General features: G+C 42.6%; 17 protein-coding genes. 10 read left to right on the top strand and 7 right to left on the bottom strand.

The features are described from left to right. Positions 1 to 123: 123 nt before the first annotated feature. A complete protein-coding gene (gene trpD, locus ZYMOP_RS04990) occupies positions 124 to 1,146 on the bottom strand; it encodes an anthranilate phosphoribosyltransferase (RefSeq protein ID WP_013934265.1) in 1,023 nt (340 codons plus the stop codon). 89 nt (positions 1,147 to 1,235) lie between these two features. Next, positions 1,236 to 1,820, bottom strand: a complete 585-nt coding sequence (locus ZYMOP_RS04985) for an anthranilate synthase component II (protein WP_013934264.1) — start codon at positions 1,818 to 1,820, stop codon at positions 1,236 to 1,238. A 459-nt stretch (positions 1,821 to 2,279) separates the two neighbouring features. Here ZYMOP_RS04985 and ZYMOP_RS04980 point away from each other — a divergent pair, with 459 nt between their 5' ends. The 9 genes from ZYMOP_RS04980 (at position 2,280) to ZYMOP_RS04935 (ending at position 14,543) form a co-directional block, all read left to right on the top strand. Beyond that, positions 2,280 to 4,007 (top strand): methyl-accepting chemotaxis protein, encoded by a 1,728-nt coding sequence (locus ZYMOP_RS04980; protein WP_013934263.1) that lies wholly within the window; start codon positions 2,280 to 2,282, stop codon positions 4,005 to 4,007. Between the two features lie 319 nt (positions 4,008 to 4,326). Continuing rightward, complete coding sequence (locus ZYMOP_RS04975) at positions 4,327 to 6,234, top strand: methyl-accepting chemotaxis protein (RefSeq protein ID WP_013934262.1); 1,908 nt, start codon at positions 4,327 to 4,329, stop codon at positions 6,232 to 6,234. 399 nt (positions 6,235 to 6,633) lie between these two features. Further along, positions 6,634 to 8,277 (top strand): sigma-54-dependent Fis family transcriptional regulator, encoded by a 1,644-nt coding sequence (locus ZYMOP_RS04965; RefSeq protein ID WP_013934261.1) that lies wholly within the window; start codon positions 6,634 to 6,636, stop codon positions 8,275 to 8,277. Between the two features lie 578 nt (positions 8,278 to 8,855). Continuing rightward, positions 8,856 to 9,698 carry a nitrogenase iron protein gene (gene nifH, locus ZYMOP_RS04960; RefSeq protein WP_013934260.1) on the top strand — a complete coding sequence of 281 codons (843 nt, stop codon included), beginning with the start codon at positions 8,856 to 8,858 and terminating at the stop codon, positions 9,696 to 9,698. 112 nt (positions 9,699 to 9,810) lie between these two features. After that, positions 9,811 to 11,379 (top strand): nitrogenase iron-iron protein, alpha chain, encoded by a 1,569-nt coding sequence (gene anfD / locus ZYMOP_RS04955; protein WP_013934259.1) that lies wholly within the window; start codon positions 9,811 to 9,813, stop codon positions 11,377 to 11,379. A 14-nt stretch (positions 11,380 to 11,393) separates the two neighbouring features. Further along, positions 11,394 to 11,744, top strand: coding sequence for a Fe-only nitrogenase subunit delta (anfG, locus tag ZYMOP_RS04950; protein WP_013934258.1), 351 nt, complete (start codon positions 11,394 to 11,396; stop codon positions 11,742 to 11,744). 14 nt (positions 11,745 to 11,758) lie between these two features. Continuing rightward, the gene (gene anfK / locus ZYMOP_RS04945) at positions 11,759 to 13,147 is read left to right on the top strand and encodes a Fe-only nitrogenase subunit beta (protein ID WP_013934257.1); all 1,389 of its coding nucleotides are present in this window, start codon (positions 11,759 to 11,761) and stop codon (positions 13,145 to 13,147) included. A gap of 97 nt (positions 13,148 to 13,244) precedes the next feature. Beyond that, positions 13,245 to 13,943, top strand: a complete 699-nt coding sequence (gene anfO, locus ZYMOP_RS04940; RefSeq protein ID WP_013934256.1) for a Fe-only nitrogenase accessory protein AnfO — start codon at positions 13,245 to 13,247, stop codon at positions 13,941 to 13,943. Between the two features lie 57 nt (positions 13,944 to 14,000). Then, on the top strand, positions 14,001 to 14,543 hold the full coding sequence (locus ZYMOP_RS04935) for a gamma-glutamylcyclotransferase family protein (RefSeq protein ID WP_013934255.1): 543 nt from the start codon (positions 14,001 to 14,003) through the stop codon (positions 14,541 to 14,543). A 127-nt stretch (positions 14,544 to 14,670) separates the two neighbouring features. On the opposite strand, the gene ZYMOP_RS04930 is transcribed toward ZYMOP_RS04935, so the two are convergent. Then, positions 14,671 to 15,072 (bottom strand): MerR family transcriptional regulator, encoded by a 402-nt coding sequence (locus tag ZYMOP_RS04930; protein ID WP_013934254.1) that lies wholly within the window; start codon positions 15,070 to 15,072, stop codon positions 14,671 to 14,673. A 68-nt stretch (positions 15,073 to 15,140) separates the two neighbouring features. On the opposite strand from ZYMOP_RS04930, the gene ZYMOP_RS04925 reads away from it, so the two are divergent. Next, complete coding sequence (locus ZYMOP_RS04925) at positions 15,141 to 15,773, top strand: cation efflux transmembrane domain-containing protein (RefSeq protein WP_013934253.1); 633 nt, start codon at positions 15,141 to 15,143, stop codon at positions 15,771 to 15,773. A 58-nt stretch (positions 15,774 to 15,831) separates the two neighbouring features. On the opposite strand, the gene ZYMOP_RS04920 is transcribed toward ZYMOP_RS04925, so the two are convergent. The 4 genes from ZYMOP_RS04920 to ZYMOP_RS04905 all read right to left on the bottom strand — a co-directional run bounded on the left by ZYMOP_RS04920 (position 15,832) and on the right by ZYMOP_RS04905 (position 19,688). Beyond that, positions 15,832 to 16,755: an SDR family oxidoreductase gene (locus ZYMOP_RS04920; protein WP_013934252.1), complete on the bottom strand. Its 924-nt coding sequence runs from the start codon at positions 16,753 to 16,755 to the stop codon at positions 15,832 to 15,834. Further along, on the bottom strand, positions 16,752 to 17,957 hold the full coding sequence (gene proB, locus ZYMOP_RS04915) for a glutamate 5-kinase (protein ID WP_013934251.1): 1,206 nt from the start codon (positions 17,955 to 17,957) through the stop codon (positions 16,752 to 16,754). Before proB ends, ZYMOP_RS04920 begins: the two co-directional genes overlap by 4 nt. Further along, positions 17,942 to 18,985, bottom strand: a complete 1,044-nt coding sequence (gene obgE / locus ZYMOP_RS04910; RefSeq protein ID WP_013934250.1) for a GTPase ObgE — start codon at positions 18,983 to 18,985, stop codon at positions 17,942 to 17,944. Before obgE ends, proB begins: the two co-directional genes overlap by 16 nt. A 97-nt stretch (positions 18,986 to 19,082) precedes the next feature. Then, positions 19,083 to 19,688, bottom strand: coding sequence for a GNAT family N-acetyltransferase (locus tag ZYMOP_RS04905; protein WP_013934249.1), 606 nt, complete (start codon positions 19,686 to 19,688; stop codon positions 19,083 to 19,085). Positions 19,689 to 19,793: the final 105 nt, after the last annotated feature.

Genomic DNA, 19,793 nt, shown 5'->3' with positions numbered 1-19,793 from the left:
GTTTCCTTATCTTTTTAAGATAGGCTTCATTATTCTGTTGGAACAGATAAAGAACGTGTAGGAAACATCCACCGACCTGTCAATAGAAGTCAATCGTTTTGAAGATTTCTGTAAACTTTACTTTCAGCATGTTTGTGTAAAAGCTTTCCAATTCTCGAAAACTTCTTTTGCACGCCCACTATCGATAATATTTGAGGCGACATTTACACCATCATCCCAGTCCCAGCATTTCTCGGCAACGATCAAGGCACCCGCTGCATTCATTAAAACCGCATCCCGATAAGCCGAGGCTTTTCCGTCTAATAAATCAAGAAGCGCTTGGGCATTATAGGCGGCATCTTTTCCTCGGATACTGCTGAGGGGATGGCTATCTAAATTAACATCGGCAGGGGTAAGACGGATAAGACCTTCTGGAATTCCACTATCTGGATTTTCATGTTTTCTAATCATTAAAGCAGAGCTTGCTTTACAGATAGATAACTCGTCAAAAGGATCATCACCCGAAACAAGCATAACCGCTTCAAAATCGAGCAGGCGGATAGCCTCACTATAGGCATCAAGATAGCGGGGCGCTGCTACGCCAATAAATTGTCTTTTGACATGGGCTGGATTAACCAAGGGGCCAATCAGATTAAAGATGGTGGGTTTTCCGATTTTTCGTCTTAAAGGGGCTATGCGTGCCAAAGCCGGATGGTAAGTTTGAGCAAAGAGAAAGGTAATACCCGTTTTTTTTAAGCAGGCAGTGGCTTGTTTGGGCGTAAGATCGATTTTAATGCCAAGCGCTTCTAGGGTATCTGCCGCGCCGGCTAGACTGGATGATGCACGATTGCCATGTTTCGCAACAGGCACATGGGTGGCTGCGACAACGAGCGCTACAGCAGTAGAAATATTTAGGCTATTTTGACCATCCCCACCGGTGCCACAGACATCAATAGTATCATCTGTACTTTCGATTGATATCATTTTTTGAGCAGCGGCTTTGGCCGCTCCGGCAATTTCAGAGCCCGTTTCTCCCCGCTGTGAAAGGCCTAATAGAAAGCTGCTGACGTCTCCATCACTGTAATAACCTTCGAGAATATCACCGAATATCGCTTCTGCCTCTGAAAGTTCAAGCAGATGAACTGGATCAGGAAGGGTAGGCATCATAAAATAACCTTACTATCATCAATAAACATAAAGATAATGATACTTAAAAAAGATAATTATTTTGATATTTAAACACAGTATTAAATTTTTTATTTAGAATGGCTATCAATAATTTTTAAAAAGTTACCAAGCATTTTATGTCCATGTTCTGTAGCAATACTTTCAGGATGAAATTGCAAACCATGAAGGGGGAGCGTTTTATGTCTGAGACCCATGATCGTTCCATCATCGCTTCTTGAATTTATTATCAGATCAGCCGGAAAGCTTTCTTCTTCTACGACTAAGGAGTGATAGCGTGTCGCAATCAGGGGTGAGGGTAAAGATTCAAATACACCACTATTGTCGTGGGTGATAGGCGATGTTTTACCATGCATTAGATCATGGGCGCCGATAACTTTGCCCCCAAAATATTGGCCAATTGTCTGATGTCCAAGACAGATGCCTAACAAGGGATAGCTTTGCTCGACACAAGCTTCGACTAATTTTAGCGAGATACCTGCTTCATCCGGCGTTTTTGGCCCCGGAGAAATAACAAAAGCTTCGGCACCCGAGGCAATAGCTTCAGAGACAGTTAACGCATCGTTACGGACAACTTTTATGTCAGCCCCTAACTCTTGCAGGTAATGAACGATATTCCATGTAAAACTATCGTAATTATCAATGACAAGGATCATTTTATGGGTACTTTTTAAAACAGATCAGATCACTTTTGCTCTTAGCACAGCTTTTCCTCTACGGGGATAGTCTTGTCAGAGTTCTAGCAATATCCTTTGATCTCAAGCTAAGCGCTGTCGAATTTTAAGGCGTTTCAGCCCCTTGAGAGAGAGGATAGGGATGTTTTTAATACTGGCTGCAATTTTTAAATTTTATTATCAAGATAACATCTTAATATTTAAAAAAATTAAAATATATTTATTATATGCAATAAAAAAATAGAATTTATAAAAATTTTAAAAAATTATATTGACCCATCTTACAATACAAATACATAATATTTGTTCCGAATTGGATAAGAAATAGTCTTTTCTAAGATATAAAACGCAGATTTTGCGGTAATCTCTGATGCCGGGTATTTTGGGAAACCTGACATCTGGGCTGTTAACAGCCCTTCTTTTTCTTGTGGGGTGGGTAGTATGGGGCTTTCAAATTTAACTAAAAATCTGAAAATTTCTGCAAAAATTTATCTGATTTTAGCCATCCCCTTATTTTTTCTGTGTTCCAGTGGAATGGGTGCTTTTATTATACAGCTCAAATTGTCAGATATTGGTCAGGATTTGGGTATTCGTCAGCGCATCCATTTGCAGCTTACCGGCGATATTTCACGAGCGGTTGCTGATTATCGTTCTGCCGAAACGAGGATGGTCATGACTAGTGACCCTATCATTGAACAGGCAGCTAAAAAAGAAATCGATGTTTACCAAGCTGAAGTGCAAGATTTAGCCCAACAGCTCAATAACGCGCAACTACCCCCTTCTATGCTTATCAAAAACCAGCAATTTTTAAGTGATTGGCAGCGTTATATCGACCTAAGTCGCCAAACTATTGGGGCTGTTATTGAAAACCATAAAGCCGATGCACACCCCCTTTTTTGGAAAGAGTTGCCGCTTTTTGATCAAATTTCAGATGAATTAAAAACTATTCGTCATATTCAAGGCCAAATCATAGAAGCCAAAGTTAACGACATGAAGGCTTTTTTTGTTGTCGTGCGGTGGCTGATTATTCTGACAACTTTACTGGCTGTTTTACTGTCTATTTTTGTTGCTGGCCTTATCGTTAAAGTTACAGTGAAACCTTTGCAAATGGTAACGCACGCACTGCATGCGTTGGCTGGGGGTAATACAAATGTCAATGTGCCCGTTGAAAAACGCAGTGATGAAATTGGCGAACTTATTACGACTTTCATCCTGTTTCGTGAGCGAATATTGAACGCCGAAAAAGAAAAAGAAGCGCAACTTAATTTATTGGTATCCGACATAGGGGATGCCCTGCACGGCCTATCAAAAAGTGACCTTACCGTCCGTATTACAGGACATTTAACGGGTGGTTTTTCTAAAATTAAGGAAGATTTTAACTATTCTATCGGTGTCTTGAATGATGTTGTCTCTAAAATTATTCAATCGGCGGAGAATATTAAAACGGGTGCTGATGAAATTCAGCAAGCTTCTAATGATTTATCGCTTCGTACAGAGCAACAAGCGGCCAGTTTGGAAGAAACTTCAGCGGTGATGGTGCAAATTTCGAATACTGTTGATCACACCGCCGAGGGGGCCAATGCCTCTAAGCTTATTACAGATCAAGTCGAAACAGAAGTGGTTCAGAGTAGCCATGTGGTTCAACAGGCCATGGAAGCCATGAACCGAATTGAAAATGGTTCGAAGAAAATTGCTCAAATTATTGGGGTTATTGACGGCATTGCCTTCCAGACTAATCTTCTTGCTTTGAACGCCGGCGTTGAGGCGGCCCGTGCGGGTGAGGCGGGAAAAGGTTTTTCAGTTGTGGCAGCAGAGGTACGCGCTTTGGCACAACGTTCGGCAGAGGCCGCCAAAGATGTTAAAGAGCGGATTACCGATAGTGCTCGAGAAGTCGAGAACGGTGTTCTGCTTGTCAATAAAACAGGGGACACTTTAACCCAAATTGTTCAGCAGATTCATGAAATAAGCGAGCGTGTAACGCAGTCGGCGGAAATGGCAGAGCAACAAGCTAGCGGTCTAAGACAGGTTAATACAGCCGTTTCTGAAATGGATAGTGTTACGCAAAAAAATGCTGCTATGGTTCAGCAATCGACTAAGGCCGTCAGCCAGTTAGCTATAGAAGCACAAAATATGATGCAACAGATGCAACAATTTAAATTAGCCCATTAGCCCATTAGCCCATTAGTAAGTGCTTTTTATAAATATTGATGTAATTTTTTATAAATATTGAATTTTTATATAATTACAAAAATATATTTTTAATTGTGCTTATTTTAAGGATGGAAAATATTTCTTTTTTCTAGGAAAACAAAAAAATTAATGAAAATTTCATAAAATTAAAATATCTCCATATTCGAGGTTTATTATTATTTTTTGCAACAAATGTTACAAATGCGTTTAAAAATATATTTCAGTAAATAAAAGCAGAAAAATGTCGTCTTGTAACAGAATGAGGTCTTTTTCTGCTTTTTAAAAAAATGGTGAAATTATGGATATTTCAAATTTAATAAAAAATTTGAAAGTTGCCACTAAAACATATTTGATTCTGGTTATCCCCTTAGTCTTTTTGGTCTTAGGGGGCATCGGTTCACTTAGTGTCCAGTGGAAATTTGCAATGATGGCCAAGGATTTTGGGATTACCCAAAGGGCACGTGCCCAGGCCGTCAGTGATATTTCCCGTGCAACAGCAGATTATCGATCAGCGGAAACGCGTCTGGTCATGGTACCTGATCCTCAGGCTATCCAAGCGGCAAGACAGGAAATGACCGTTTACAGGGGACGGATCGAAGACAATATTCGCGCCTTAGAAGAAAGCAAGGCTAGCGATGATGTTTTAGAAGCTAATCACCATTTTCTTAACAATTGGCAGAATTATATTTCAGTTAATCGTGCTACAGTGGATGCTGTACAGCAGGGTCGGGCTAATGAAGCCCGGGATCTTTTCTGGAAAGAATTACCCTCTTTTGATCAGGTAACGGCGTCTCTTGGTAATTTGCAAAATGTTGAAAAACAGGCAAATACAAATAAAGTCGCTGAAATGGAACACTCTTTTGGTTTCATTCGCATTCTGATTATTATCCTTACCATATTAGCCATTCTGCTTTCCATTTTGATTGCCGGTATGGTTATCAAGGCTATTGTTCGTCCTTTACAGGTCGTTACCAATGCGTTGGGTGAATTGTCTGAAGGTAACATGGATGTTCATGTTGAACTTGAGAATCGCGCCGATGAAATTGGGCAGTTGATGGATGCTTTGCGGATTTTCCGTGACCGGATGCGCAATGCAGAAAAACAAAAGCAGATGGAACTGGATGCCCTCTTTGCTGGCATCGGACAGGCCTTAGAGGGGTTAACTAATTACGATCTGACAACCCGTATGGATGGTAATCTTTCTGGGTCTTTTGCTGAAATTCAGAATAATTTTAATTCTTCCTTGGAAGTCTTAGATCAAACGATGTCGCAAATTCTGAAATCAGCAGAAAATATTCAGAATGGGGCTAGTGAAATTCGTCAGGCTTCTGATGATTTGTCCCAGCGGACAGAACAACAGGCTGCTAGCCTCGAAGAAACTTCCGCTGCGATGGAAGAAATTTCAAGAACGGTTGATCAGTCCGCGCATGGTGCTAAGCAAGCCAAAACTATCACGGATAAAGTGCAGAGTGAGGCTGAAAAAAGTGGCGAAGTGGTTCGTCGTGCTATTGATGCAATGGGTAAGATTGAAAGTTCTTCCAATGAAATCGCACAGATTATCAGTGTGATTGATGGCATTGCCTTCCAGACTAATCTTCTTGCCTTAAACGCCGGTGTTGAAGCGGCACGAGCAGGGGATGCGGGTAAAGGGTTCGCCGTGGTTGCCTCTGAAGTCCGTGCTTTGGCCCAACGCTCTGCCGAAGCGGCAAAAGATGTTAAAGAACGCATTACAGCTAGTGCCGGTGAGGTCGAAAACGGGGTTGTCTTGGTTAATGAAACCGGTAAGGCTTTAGATCGTATCGTTTCCCAAATCTATGATGTCGGTCAGAAAGTGACCGAAGCATCAAACATGGCGGAAGAGCAATCTATCGGTCTTAAACAGGTGAATACCGCTGTTTCTGAAATGGATGGGGTTACCCAGCAAAATGCCGCGATGGTTGAAGAATCTACCGCTGCGGCTCGTAATCTGGCTAATGAAACCCTGAATATGGTGCAACAGGTCAGCATGTTTAAGCTACAGAATAAGAGCGGAAACGCTAGCTTTAACAAAGCGCCGACCCCTACCCCTAAAAAACCTGCCGCGAAAACGTCTTCGCCAACACGTTCTTCCTCGCGGATTAGTTCCAGCTCTGCCCCATCTGCTCCAAAGGCAAAGCCTAACCCAACGCCTCGCCCTATGGCCGATGATGATTGGTCAGAATTCTGATTTTCATCTTTTAAATATTATAAAAACTTAAACTTCATGGGCCGAATTTTCGGCCCATTTTTTTGTTCTTGAATATAGTTTTTCATCCAACAGATTTCATCTTCGGTTTAGAATATTGGCCATCTGATATAATTTTAGAATCTGTTTTCCTGTTTCTTTCCATAGGAAAGTAGTTTCCACTTTCTTATAATATAAAATTGACCTTTTTGCACAGAACGGCACGTTTTGTGCATTGTAAGTATATTAATGGCAGTATTTTTAATATTTTTAACAAAAATGTATATTATTTTTATAATTTTATTTTTTTGAAGACCTTCCCTAGAATTAATGAAAATGCCATTGATTGGGGTGGGGGATGTATTTTTAATTTTTGTGACACGGCCAAGGAACGGAAAACTAATGAATGATACCGTCACCTTAGAAATCAATGTCATCGATTCTTTTGAAGAGTTCAGTCACTGCTTTACCGGTGAATGCCGGGTAGCTATTTTACCCATTCTTTATGAAATAAGTCAGGTTTTGACGGATAGTGCCGATCTTACCGCTTCTATCCCTGTTATTTTAAATACTATGCAAAATCATTTGAAAATGCAGCGTGGTATTATAACGCTTTATGATCGGCATGTAGATACAATCTTTATTCATGATAGTTTTGGATTAACCGAAGAAGAAAAGACACGGGGTATCTATGCACTTGGCGAAGGGGTTACTGGAAAAGTTGTTGAAAAAGGTAAAGCTATTGTCGCTAAACGCTTGATTGATAATTCTGATTTTCTTAACCGGACAGGTAGTTCTTATAAGAAAAGACATACTAAAACAGCTTTTTTCAGTGTGCCTATTATGAGAGGACAAAAGGTATTAGGCACGATCGGTGCCGAGCGTGTCTATATGAACCCTCAACTTTTGAGACAGGATGTTCAGCTGTTAGCGATGATTGCATCCATGCTTGCCCCTGCTGCTGAATTATATTTGGTTGAAAATATTGAAAAAGTCCGATTGGAAAATGAAAATAGCCGCTTGAAAAATACCTTAAAAAAGCGTTTCAAACCTTCCAATATCATCGGTAGTTCTAAACCGATGCAGGATATTTATCAGCTTATTCATAAGGTTGCTGCAACAAAAGCGACGGTTTTAATTTTAGGGGAAAGTGGCGTTGGTAAAGAATTGGTCGCTACCGCTATCCACTATAACAGCCCCAGTGCAGACGGCCCTTTTATTAAGGCAAATTGTGCGGCTTTTCCTGAAAGCCTTGCCGAAAGTGAACTGTTTGGTCACGAGAAGGGGGCTTTTACGGGTGCTGTCGCGACGCATAAAGGTTTTTTTGAACAGGCAGATGGCGGGACTATTTTTTTAGATGAGGTAGGGGAACTTAGTCTTAGCGTGCAGACAAAGCTGTTGCGCGTTTTACAAGAAAGAACTTTTCAACGGGTAGGGGGCAGTAAACCTATCAATATTGATGTCCGTATTATTGCTGCTACCAACCGTAACCTAGCCGAAATGGTGGAAGAAGGTACTTTTCGGGAAGATCTTTATTACCGCCTGAATGTTTTTCCCATGATGATTCCGCCTTTAAGGGATCGAGGAAGCGACGTCATTACCTTGGCAGATTATTTTGTGAAATTTTTTGCACAAGAGAATAATAAAGATATTAAAAGAATATCGACCCCTGCTTTAAATATGTTGATGAGTTATAAATGGCCTGGAAATGTTCGTGAATTAGAAAACGTCATCGAACGGGCTGTTATTCTTGCCGATGACGATGCTATTCACAGTTATGATCTTCCTCCTTCTTTACAAACCGAGAAAGAAACAAAAGCTGCGGATACGCCAAGTGGAATTACTTTAGAATCCCGTATTCAGGCGATAGAAACCAAAATGATTGTTGAGGCCCTCAAAAATAATAATGGGCATATGGGGGAAGCGGCTAAGGAATTAGGTCTTACGAGACGGATGTTAAGTGTTCGTATGGAACGCTATGGTATTAGCTATAAAAGTTTTAGAACTCATAACAATGATACGCATAAAAAAGAGAATATAGGATAGATATTTCTATAAATTTCAAAAATGGGCATGTTTATCTATTTTAGATATATTATTTAAATTTTATTTTTAAATGTAGAATATTTTTATATTTTCTAAAATTAATCTAAAATTTTATTTCTTATAATTCACATAGTATGATTAACAGCAGATCCTTTCGGCTGCTGTTAATCATGCCCATGCTTTGTCGCTATAAAAGGATAAAATATTAAAAATGAATATCTTAATTTTGTGTTTTTTCTAAATTTGCACCAAATGCATATTTTTTTTCAGAATATACCCTATCGGTATATTTCTTTTCGCATATTATGCGCTGGCTCGAATAGCCCAATTTAATTTTTTTGCTTTTTCAGCCGGAATGAATTTTTAAAATACTCTTTTTTAAAATTTAATTTTAAAAAATTAAATATTTTCAGATAAAATTTATTATTTTTAAGTTTTTTTGATTTTTTTATTCTAAAATTAGACCTCTCCTCATAATTGGTATGGCTGTTGCATAGCTCTTGATCGTGAAGGCAGTTTTGGAACCTTAGCTCTTCCCCCTGTTCCGCTGTCTTTGGTAATCAAGGGAGTTCTCAACGATGACAACAGCTACGGCAACACGTAAAGTAGCCATTTACGGTAAGGGTGGTATCGGGAAATCAACGACCACTCAGAATACCGCCGCTGCTCTGGCTTTCTTCCATGACAAAAAAGTTTTCATTCATGGCTGCGATCCAAAGGCTGATTCAACCCGCTTGATCCTCGGTGGTAAACCACAGGAAACTGTGATGGATGCTCTGCGTGATCATGGTTCTGAAAATGTTACCTTAGAAAAAGTCATGAAAACGGGTTTCCATGACATTCGTTGCGTTGAATCCGGTGGGCCGGAACCGGGTGTTGGTTGTGCAGGTCGCGGTGTTATTACCGCCATCGATCTGATGGAAAATAACGACGCCTATACCGATGATTTAGATTTTATTTTCTTTGATGTGTTGGGTGACGTTGTTTGCGGCGGTTTCGCCATGCCGATCCGTGAAGGTAAAGCGCAGGAAGTTTATATCGTCGCTTCTGGTGAAATGATGGCCATTTATGCGGCCAACAACATCTGTAAGGGTCTTGTTAAATACGCCAAACAAAGCGGTGTTCGCCTTGGTGGTATCATTTGCAACAGCCGTAATGTTGATGGTGAAAGAGAATTCCTTGAAGAATTCACAAATGCCATTGGCACCCAGATGATTCACTTTGTCCCCCGTGATAACATCGTTCAGAAAGCCGAATTTAACAAAAAAACGGTCACTGAATTCGATCCGGAACAGAATCAGGCACAAGAATACAAAGAATTAGGCCGTAAGATTCTTGAAAATGAAATGTTCGTTATACCGAAACCACTAACCATGGATGAACTCGAATCCATGGTCGTTAAGTACGGTATTCTTGACTAAATAATTCAGGATATAATTGAGGTGAGTAATAAAATATCACCTCAATTTACATAAAAATCACATTTTTTGGCTTCGGCAATAAGTAAAAGCCTCACCTAACGGAGAACAAATCATGCCTTTACATGAGTTTGACTGCAGCAAGGTGATCCCTGAAAGAAAACAACATGCCGTTGTTAAGGGCAGAGGCGAGGATTTAACGTCCTGTCTTCCTAAGGGATACCTCAACACCATTCCCGGAACGATTTCAGAGCGTGGCTGCGCCTATTGCGGAGCCAAACACGTTATCGGTACCCCGATGAAGGATGTTATCCACATCAGTCACGGACCAGTGGGCTGCACCTATGATACATGGCAGACCAAACGTTATCTTAGTGATAATAACAATTTCCAGCTGAAATATACTTTTGCTTCAGATGTGAAAGAAAAGCATATTGTTTTCGGGGCGGATAAGCTTCTTAAAAGCAATATTCTCGAGGCATTTAAAGCTTTCCCTGAAATCAAACGCATGACCGTTTATCAAACCTGCGCTACGGCGTTAATCGGTGATGATATCGAAGCCGTTTGCGATGAAGTTATGGAAGAATTGCCAGACGTTGATATTTTCGTCTGCAATTCCCCGGGTTTTGCTGGTCCTAGCCAATCTGCTGGCCATCACAAAATCAATATTGCTTGGGTCAATAATAAGGTCGGCACGGTCGAACCTGAAATCACTAGTGATTATGTCATCAACTATGTGGGTGAATATAATATCCAAGGTGATCAGGAGATCATGCAGGATTATTTCAAGCGCATGGGTATCCAGATTCTTTCTACCTTTACGGGTAACGGTTCCTATGACGACTTGCGGGGTATGCATCGTGCGCATTTAAACGTGCTCGAATGTGCCCGTTCTGCTGAATATATCTGTGATGAATTGCGGGTTCGTTATGGTATCCCCCGCATGGATATTGATGGTTTCGGTTTTAAGGCTTTGGCCGGATCACTGAAGAAAATCGGGTTGTTTTTTGGCATTGAAGATCGTGCTCAGGCGATTATTGATGAAGAAGTTGCTAGGTGGAAGCCGGAACTTGACTGGTACAAAGAACGGTTAAAAGGCAAGAAAATCTGTCTGTGGCCAGGTGGTTCCAAACTTTGGCATTGGGCCCATACCCTTGAAGAAGATTTGGGTGTCAGGATCGTTTCTGTTTATACCAAATTCGGCCATCAGGGCGATATGGAAAAGGGTATTTCCCGTTGTAGTGAAGGCGCATTGGCCATCGATGATCCCAATGAGCTTGAATCCCTTGAAGTCATGGAAAAGCTGAAACCAGACCTTATCCTAACCGGTAAACGTCCGGGGGAAGTCGCAAAAAAAGTCCGGGTTCCTTACCTGAACGCCCATGCTTACCACAATGGCCCCTATAAAGGATTTGAAGGCTGGGTTCGTTTTGCACGCGATATTTACAATGCGATTTATTCCCCTCTGCATCAGTTAGCTTTTACTGACATCAGTAAAGATGACTTTGCAACGGATAAAGGTTTTGCAACCCGCCAGATGCTTTCTGATGCTGAGCTTAGCGACGAAGTCAAAAATAATCCTGAACTTCGTGAATATACCGGTGGTTTCGACAGCGTTTCCAAGCTTCACGATCGGGAATATCCAAAATTTGAATCTCAATCTGCACCCGCTGCGGCTGAGTGACGGGAGAGAAGATAATGCAAGAAACTATCGAAAACAGAGTCGGCTATCTGTTTGACTTTATCATGAAGAACAGCCTGTGGCAGTTCAATTCCCGTGGATGGGATCGGCGTAAGCAGAATGAAGGTATTCTGGCCAAGGTTTCAGAACTCCTTTGTGATGAACCTGTCTCTAAAGAGACGCCTGCTGACAAATGTTATTACGCAGAAGCGCAATGCGTCGTTGATGGCTTCAACAATAATTTTCCTTGGTTGCGTGCCTTGAGCAAGGATGAAATCAAAGCCCTCATTCACCAGTTACATGAGCGCTTGGATTACCAGACGATCGACGGTTCTTTGAATGCAGAACTGACCGTTAAAAATTATTAAGAGGGAATTGCCTCATGAGCTGTGAAGTAAAAGCAAAAGAGCGGGACGGCGTCGTCAATCCCATTTTCACCTGCCAACCGGCAGGTGCCCAGTTCGCGAGTATTGGGGTTAAGGATTGTATCGGGATTGTGCATGGTGGTCAGGGCTGCGTGATGTTTGTACGCCTATTGATTTCCCAGCATTTTAAAGAAAGCTTTGAAATTGCGTCTTCTTCTCTTCATGAAGATGGTGCGGTGTTCGGGGCAACCAATCGCGTTGAAGAAGCGGTTGACGTATTGTTATCCCGTTATCCTGATGTAAAAGTGGTGCCGATCATAACGACCTGCTCCACCGAAATTATCGGGGATGACATCGACGGTGTTATTAACAAGTTAGAAGAAGAACTTCTGTCTGAAAAATTTGCCGGTCGTGAAGTACATCTGGTTCCCATTCATACGCCGAGTTTTGTTGGCAGTATGATTAGTGGTTATGATGTTGCCGTTCTCGCTTTTGTTAAGAAGTTCGCTAAAAAAGGTGAACCGACCGATAAGATCAATGTGATTACCGGTTGGGTCAATCCCGGCGATGTCACCGAAATTAAATCCATTTTGAAAGACATGGATATTGATGCAACGGTGCTGTTTGAGATCGAAAGTTTCGATGCGCCGATCATGCCAACGGGTAATACAGTCGGCCATGGTAATACGACCATTCAGGACTTGGAAGGCACTGCTAATGCGAAGGGGACTATCGTTCTCAATCGCTATGAAGGGGCTAAAGCCGCGACTTTCCTTGAAAAGAAATTCAAAGTACCGGCGCTTATTAGTCAGACTCCGATCGGTATTCGCAACACCGACAGTTTTGTCCATAACTTGAAAGAGATGACGGGTAAACCGATCCCAGAATCTTTGGTTTATAAGCGTGGCGTGGCGCTTGATGCTATTGCTGATGTCAGCCATATGTTCCTTGCTGAAAAGCGGGTCGCTATTTATGGCGCGCCAGATATGGTCATTGGTCTGGCTGAATTCTGCCTTGATCTTGAAATGAAGCCAGTGCTTTTGCTGTTGGGCGATGATAACGGCAATTACGAAAAAGATCCTCGGATCAAAGCCCTTCAGGAAAATGTCAATTATGACATGGAAATCGTCACCAATGCCGATTTTTGGGAACTGGAAAACAGAATCAAGAATGAAGGTCTTGAACTTGATTTGATCCTTGGTCATTCCAAAGGACGTTTCATTTCCATAGATTATAATATTCCGATGGTACGGGTCGGTTTCCCAACGTTTGACCGCGCGGGTCTCTATAATTATCCGATTGTCGGTTATGCGGGTGCCAAGCGTCTGGCAGAAGAAATGGCCAATGCCTTGTTTACCGATATGGAATATAAAAAGAATAAGGAGTGGCTGCTTAACGTCTGGTAAGTCTATGTAATCTCGCGATATTTTCCGTTCAGTTTGGTATCAGGTAGTCAAATGCCTGATACCTTTCCTGTCAATAGCTTTTTGATAAGAGGGCATAATGAAAATCGCAGTTTATATTAACGATCAAGGCGAAGTGGCTACTTTTCGAGAAAAAGGCTCTGTCAGACTTTACGAATCTTGTGATGGAAAATGGCGCGCTGAAAAGGAAATTCCTTTTTCCTTGGTCGATGTCACAACATTAGGGGGTATTCGGCAAGCCTTATTGAATCTTATTAAAGAGCTTGAAGATTGTACGACTTTTCTTTCCGGCGACATCAATGGCATTGCCTATGTTTTTTTGCGTGATGAAATGGGATTTTCTATCTGGAAATCCGAAGGCTCGTTGGAAGAACAGATTAATATCGTTGCTCAGAAAGAACAGGAAGCGCGTACTATTGCAAAGCTGAAGGGCGATTGTTCAAAAGGATGCTGCCCAACAGGTGGCAAAAAACACGGTGATGCAGAAAAGAGCGAATGTCCGCCTGACATGACGCCGTTTTTGGTAAAAATGAATGACGAGGGCGATTATACCCTTAGCCTTATTGAAGTAATGAAACTGAATCCTTCGCTTAATTCTCGTGAAATACTGATCCCCATTATGGAAGATTTTCCTTTTAGAAAACTGGAAATTCTTTGTGACCATCTGCCAAAATGGTTCACTAAAAAAAGCGATGACCTCCATTTAACTGCTGAAATTGAAGCCTCTGACAGGTTAGAAAATGGCGTAAAAGCCACTCTGATGCACGCCCCCGCCTAAAAGTGAAAAGCTGACTAGTTCCTAATACGCTTTAACATAACGCAAAAAGGACAGAAAATGGCTCCCAGACACAAAAAACCGGATATGCTTTATTTTGCTTATGGCGCTAATATGAATACGGAACGGAATTGCCGTAAGGCAAAAATTCTTACCGTGGCTCGGTTACCTGATCATAAGTTATCTTTTTATGAGCATTCCGATATTTGGGACGGTGGTGCTGAAACTTTAATATCGGCGGCTGGAGAAGATTTATGGGGTATCGTTTACCAACTTGCCGCGACAGATTCTGATGTTCTTGATATTCGTCAAGATGCCAAACAAGACGGCACGGGCGCCTATTTTCATACCCCCGAAGATGTCATCGGTGAAGATGGCAAAATATATTCTGTTTTGGTCTATAAAAAGGCAATGCTAGGCAATGCCGAACAGCCTAGCGAAGAACAAATGGCCGATATTATTGCTAGTGCAGAAAAACATGCTCTGCCTATGGTCTATATTGAAGGCCTTAAAAAAATTACAACGAAAAAAGCGCGCTATCCTGTTCCGATGAAGGGAAGTGTAGAAGAATTTTTGAAAAACTTTGTCCCTTGTGATTGCTAATTTATTTTAACCGCAATCCTAATAGAGACATCGGGCAATCAGAAAAATAAGTCCCGATGTTCTTTGTTATAAAAAAATATAGGCAATATTTTTCTTTCTGGATCTTTATAAAACGCTAATTTTTTTTCTAAGAAGAAAGGGCTTCTAAAATATGGCAATTTGCCATCGTTCCGCCTCGACAAGATTCTATCTGGCAACGAAGTTCTAAGGCTAATTTAGTAAGATCCTGAATTTTGTGTTCGATCGCCTCCAAATGATTGCGCGCCAGATGGTCAACCTCTTTACAATTTTGATCACGTCTTTCGGCTAACGTTATAAGTTCACGAACGTCATGTAAGGTGAAACCCAGTGACCGACAGCGTCGAATAAATGTCAATCGCATCAGATGGTGATGATTATAAAGACGATAATTACCTTCTGTTCGGGGCGGTTCTGGCAACAGACCGATAGATTCATAATAGCGAATAGTGACAATTTTAGTCTCTGTTTTTTTTGCCAGAGCGCCAATAGTGAAATAATCCCGATTCATGGCTTGACCCTATAGTTACTATAGCATGCATCTTAGACGCATTATCATTTGATTGCACGAGGATCATCATGGGCGCGAAATGCTGTAGTTGTGAAACACTTTCACCCACAACAAAAGATATTCCTGTAGGGTATAAAAGAGCTTTGTGGGGTGTTTTGATTATTAATGCGGCTATGTTCATAGCGGAAATAGGGGCCGGTATTGTGTCAGGATCCGCTTCTTTACAGGGTGATGCACTGGATTTTTTGGGAGACTCCTTTAATTATGCCATCAGCCTTTTTGTTATAGGTTTCTCTCTACAGGCGCGTGCGCGCGCTGCTCTTGTAAAAGGCTTAACGATGGGTCTGTTGGGGGTATGGGTAATCTTTATTACTCTTTGGCATATTATCAGTGGAACTCTACCAGAAGCGCAGACAATGGGCGTTATTGGAAGCATAGCGCTCGTTGCGAATATCGTTTCATTTTTGTTATTATGGCGCTTTAGATCCGGTGATGCCAACATGCATTCAGCATGGATTTGTTCTCGCAATGATGTGATTGGCAATTTCGCTGTTCTGCTGGCCGCGTTAGGTGTGTTTAATGTTGCCAAAGGTTGGCCGGATTATGGTGTGGCCGCCGTTATGGCGATTCTGGCTTTGCAAGGCGCGTGGGTTAGTATTCGTATGGCCTTGGGTGAGTTACGGTCACTGGCTACGGAATAAAATTGATAAAAACAGGAAATTTGGCCGCTATTTGCGGCCATTTTTTACCCAGTCGGGTTTACCTTTTGAGCCAACCGCGAGAACGATACCAAATCGCTGTTGTATTAAGCCCTTCATCAAGGGATATTGTCGGTTTCCAAAGATCAGGGGGGGGCTGCAACTTGGCATTGATGACCCAATCCGGATGACAAAAATAACGAACCCGATCTTTTGTAAGACGAGATTTCTTGCCTCTAATCCAATGCTCTGCCCGTGAGGCAACAGAAAGCATGGATTTAGAAAAATGGATTATACGCAGGGAAGGCCGACCAACCGCCCGGCCTAAGGCTTGGGCAAATTCATTTTGGCTCCATCCATCTGGCTGACCATCATCGACTTCATAAAGCTGATGATGGCTTTTTTCGTCGTTTTTACCCTCTACAAGGTCGAGAATTAAGCGTGAGAGATCATCCGCAGAAATGACTGATAAGCGTCCCTTTGGCGGCATAATCATAATACCCAATACCGCCATTCTAAACATTTCCAGCATTTCACGATCACCCGAGCCATAAACTGCAGGGGGGCGAATGATTGTCCAATCTAGACCCGAATTTTTTACTTTTTCTTCAGATTGGGCTTTTGACCATCCATAATCTGATAGCGCGGGTTCTCGGGCAGACAATGAAGAAACATAGATAAAACGACGGATACCGGCGTTTTTAGTTGCCTGAATAAGCTTTTCCGTGCCGCCAATATTGATTTCTTCGAAAGCTTCTCGATTTTCGGCTTTTATCGCTCCTGCGACATGGATCACCGCCTGACAAGAGGATACCAATTTTTCTAATACGGCCGTCTCTTCAAGTGGCCCTCTAATCCATTCCACGCCCGGACGGGCAGGCTGTGGACGCCGTGCCAGCGCCTTGATTTCCAATCCCCGACCGGCGGTATTATTGAAAATATGACCGCCGATAAAGCCTGTCCCGCCTGTAAGGGCTATCTTCATAGCATGACCATATGATTACGGTGAATTAAAGCGGTGCGCGGCTCGTAACCCAGAATAGCCGCGATTTCTTCTGATCTTTTACCTATGATTTTATAGACGTCTTCGCTGTCATATTCGATCAGACCTCGAGCGATTAAATGATCTTCGCCATCCAAAACATCCACGACATCACCCCGATTAAACTGACCCTTTATTTCATATATACCGGCGGGCAGCAGACTTTTCCCATCTTGAAGCGCTTTTACTGCACCATCATCAATATACGCTTGCCCATGGGCGGTTAGACGACCTGCAAGCCAAACTTTATGCGCCGAAGCGCTCGCATCAGCCGTAAATAAGGTTCCTGCGCCATCTTCTAAAAACATCGTTAAAGGAGAGGGACGTTTACCTGTCGTAATCGCTAGATTAACGCCGGAATGCGTTGCAATCCGTGCCGCTTCTATCTTGGAAGCCATACCGCCTGATCCCATACCGGAATCTGAATCTGTGCTGGCCATTGCTTCTGTAGAATTGTCGATGCAATCGACACGGTCAATTCTCTTGGCCTCAGGATTTTTAGAAGGATTGGCTGTATAAAGGCCATCAACATCTGAAAATAAAATAACACCAGCCGCATGGCTGGCCTGGCCAATCCGCGCGGCTAACCGATCATTATCGCCAAAGCGGATTTCAGCGGTCGCTATCGAATCATTTTCATTGATGACAGGCACGACACCTAGAGACAGCAATCTATCTAAAGTCGCAGAAACATTAAGATAACGGCGACGATCTTCTAAATCTTCTAAAGTGAGAAGAATTTGAGAGGAATCTAAGCTACAAGCACCTAATAACTCAGCCCAGCATTGGCTGAGTAAAATTTGTCCTACAGAGGCAGAGGCTTGCGCATCTTCCAGGGATGCCCGTCCACCTCGAGGAAGATTTAAACGGCGGGCACCTAGGGCAACGGCCCCCGATGAAACGACAATAATTTGTTGTCCTGCCTGATGAAGCTTGGCGATGTCATAAGCCACAGTTTGCAACCAATCGCGCCGAACCTGTCCTCTTTTGTCTACCAATAAAGAGGAACCAATTTTAATCACCAAACGGTTACAATTATTAGGCCGGAAAACCACACCGTTATTATCTTCTATCGCTGTGGCGTTTCCTTCATTTTTTTGTAAAATTGGTGCCGGTTTGTCTTGGGTTGTCAAAGCGGTGACCATGTTTTCTCCGTTTCAGAGACAATTTTCTCAGCCTCTTCTGTAGCGTGACCTGTCATGGTAATCAGACGATCGAGAATATCCTCGACACCCTCACCACTGGCCCCTGACAAAAGGAAAATGGGCTGTCCACTGGCTTCCGTTAAGGCTTGTTTCACGCTATCCAGCGTTTCTTCATCAACAGCATCTGTTTTATTAAGTGCTAATAGCTGGGGTTTATCCTCAAGCCCTGCGCCGTATAGTTTTAATTCATTTTGGACTTCCTGCCAAGCGGCTATCGGATTTTCACCGGAGACGTCTACTAAATGTAGAAGAATACGGCAGCGCTCGATATGACCAAGAAAGCGATCTCCAATACCTACCCCTTCGGTTGCGCCTTCGATTAATCCGGGAATATCGGCCAGCACAAATTCCTGACCATGGCGACGCACGACGCCCAGTTGAGGATGAAGTGTTGTAAAGGGGTAGTTACCGATTTTTGGATTAGCGTTGGTAGAGGCCTTCAGAAAAGTAGATTTACCCGCATTCGGCAAGCCTACCAAACCGACGTCGGCCAATAATTTAAGACGTAGCCATACCCAGGCCTCTTCCGCAGGCCAACCGGGGCCATGCTGACGGGGAGCACGATTGGTAGAACTTTTATAACTGGCATTACCGCGTCCGCCATCGCCGCCTTTAAGGAAGACAATTTTTTCTCCGACTTTTGTAAAGTCGTGTAGAATTTCTTCTTTATCCTCAGACAGCACTTGTGTGCCAACAGGGACTTTTATAACCAAATCTTTTGCACCAGCCCCTGTACGATTTGAACCAGCGCCGTGGTCACCGCGTTGTGCCCGAAAATGTTGTGTGTAGCGAAAATCAATCAAGGTGTTGAGGCCGGGAACGGCTTCAAAGATAATATCGCCGCCTTTACCTCCGTTGCCGCCATCGGGGCCACCGTATTCAATATATTTTTCATGACGAAAGGAGACAGCTCCCGGGCCTCCGGCCCCAGAGCGAACGTAAATTTTTGCCTGATCGAGAAATTGCATGGTAATTACAGACTATAAAGAAAATCGGGAATTTTTAAAAGCCCGATGATAGCAGAGGATATTATTTCAGATGAAATAATATCCCTGCATTATCTTATTATGCAGCCAGTGTCGCGGCCGCGATAGCTATAGTCTGAGATTTCTTTTTAGGAAGATAGCGTTGATAGAGATGATTCTCTATCAAGAGCGCTTCTTCAAGAGAAGCGCCTTGAAATAAAGGGGATATGGTCGATGGCTCCCAATGTGAAATCGAGAATATCTGTTCCTTTGGCGCAAAGCCAAGTTTGGCTAACAGTTTCTTCGCGGGTACATTCTGGGCATCATACCATGCTGTAAGCTGAGACAGCCTTAAGGCGTTATCAGCAAAATGCAGCATCATCCGACTAGCTTCTGTTGCAAAGCCATGACCGCGAAAAGGGGCGGCGATCCAGCAGAAAAATCGGGCGCATTCATCCGCTATGCCGGTAATACCAATAAGCGTCGGTTCGCCTTCACCCCGTAAAAAGATGCCTGAATGGGGGCGTGTCGGATCCCTATCCTGTATAAGGAGGGACGCTTTTTCTCTAAGATAACGCGCAATATCATTCTTATGGTTATCTTTAGGCTCATCACAAAAAAATGTGGATTCGAGCCGATCGAACAAAATGCTGAGATCATCTGACCACAGCGGTCTTAAAAATAAACGTGCGCTATAAGCGAACATCGGTTCAAGCTCCTTGATCGCTTTGTTCTTACTTGCCTAAAAAGACAGAGTGATGACAAAAACGAAGTAAGCGAGCGGCTAACCGATCAAAAAAAAGAGCGGCCT

It is taken from the genome of Zymomonas mobilis subsp. pomaceae ATCC 29192 (genome assembly GCF_000218875.1).
GTDB classification, from domain to species: domain Bacteria; phylum Pseudomonadota; class Alphaproteobacteria; order Sphingomonadales; family Sphingomonadaceae; genus Zymomonas; species Zymomonas pomaceae.
This window is presented reverse-complemented; position numbering and strand designations above follow the sequence as displayed.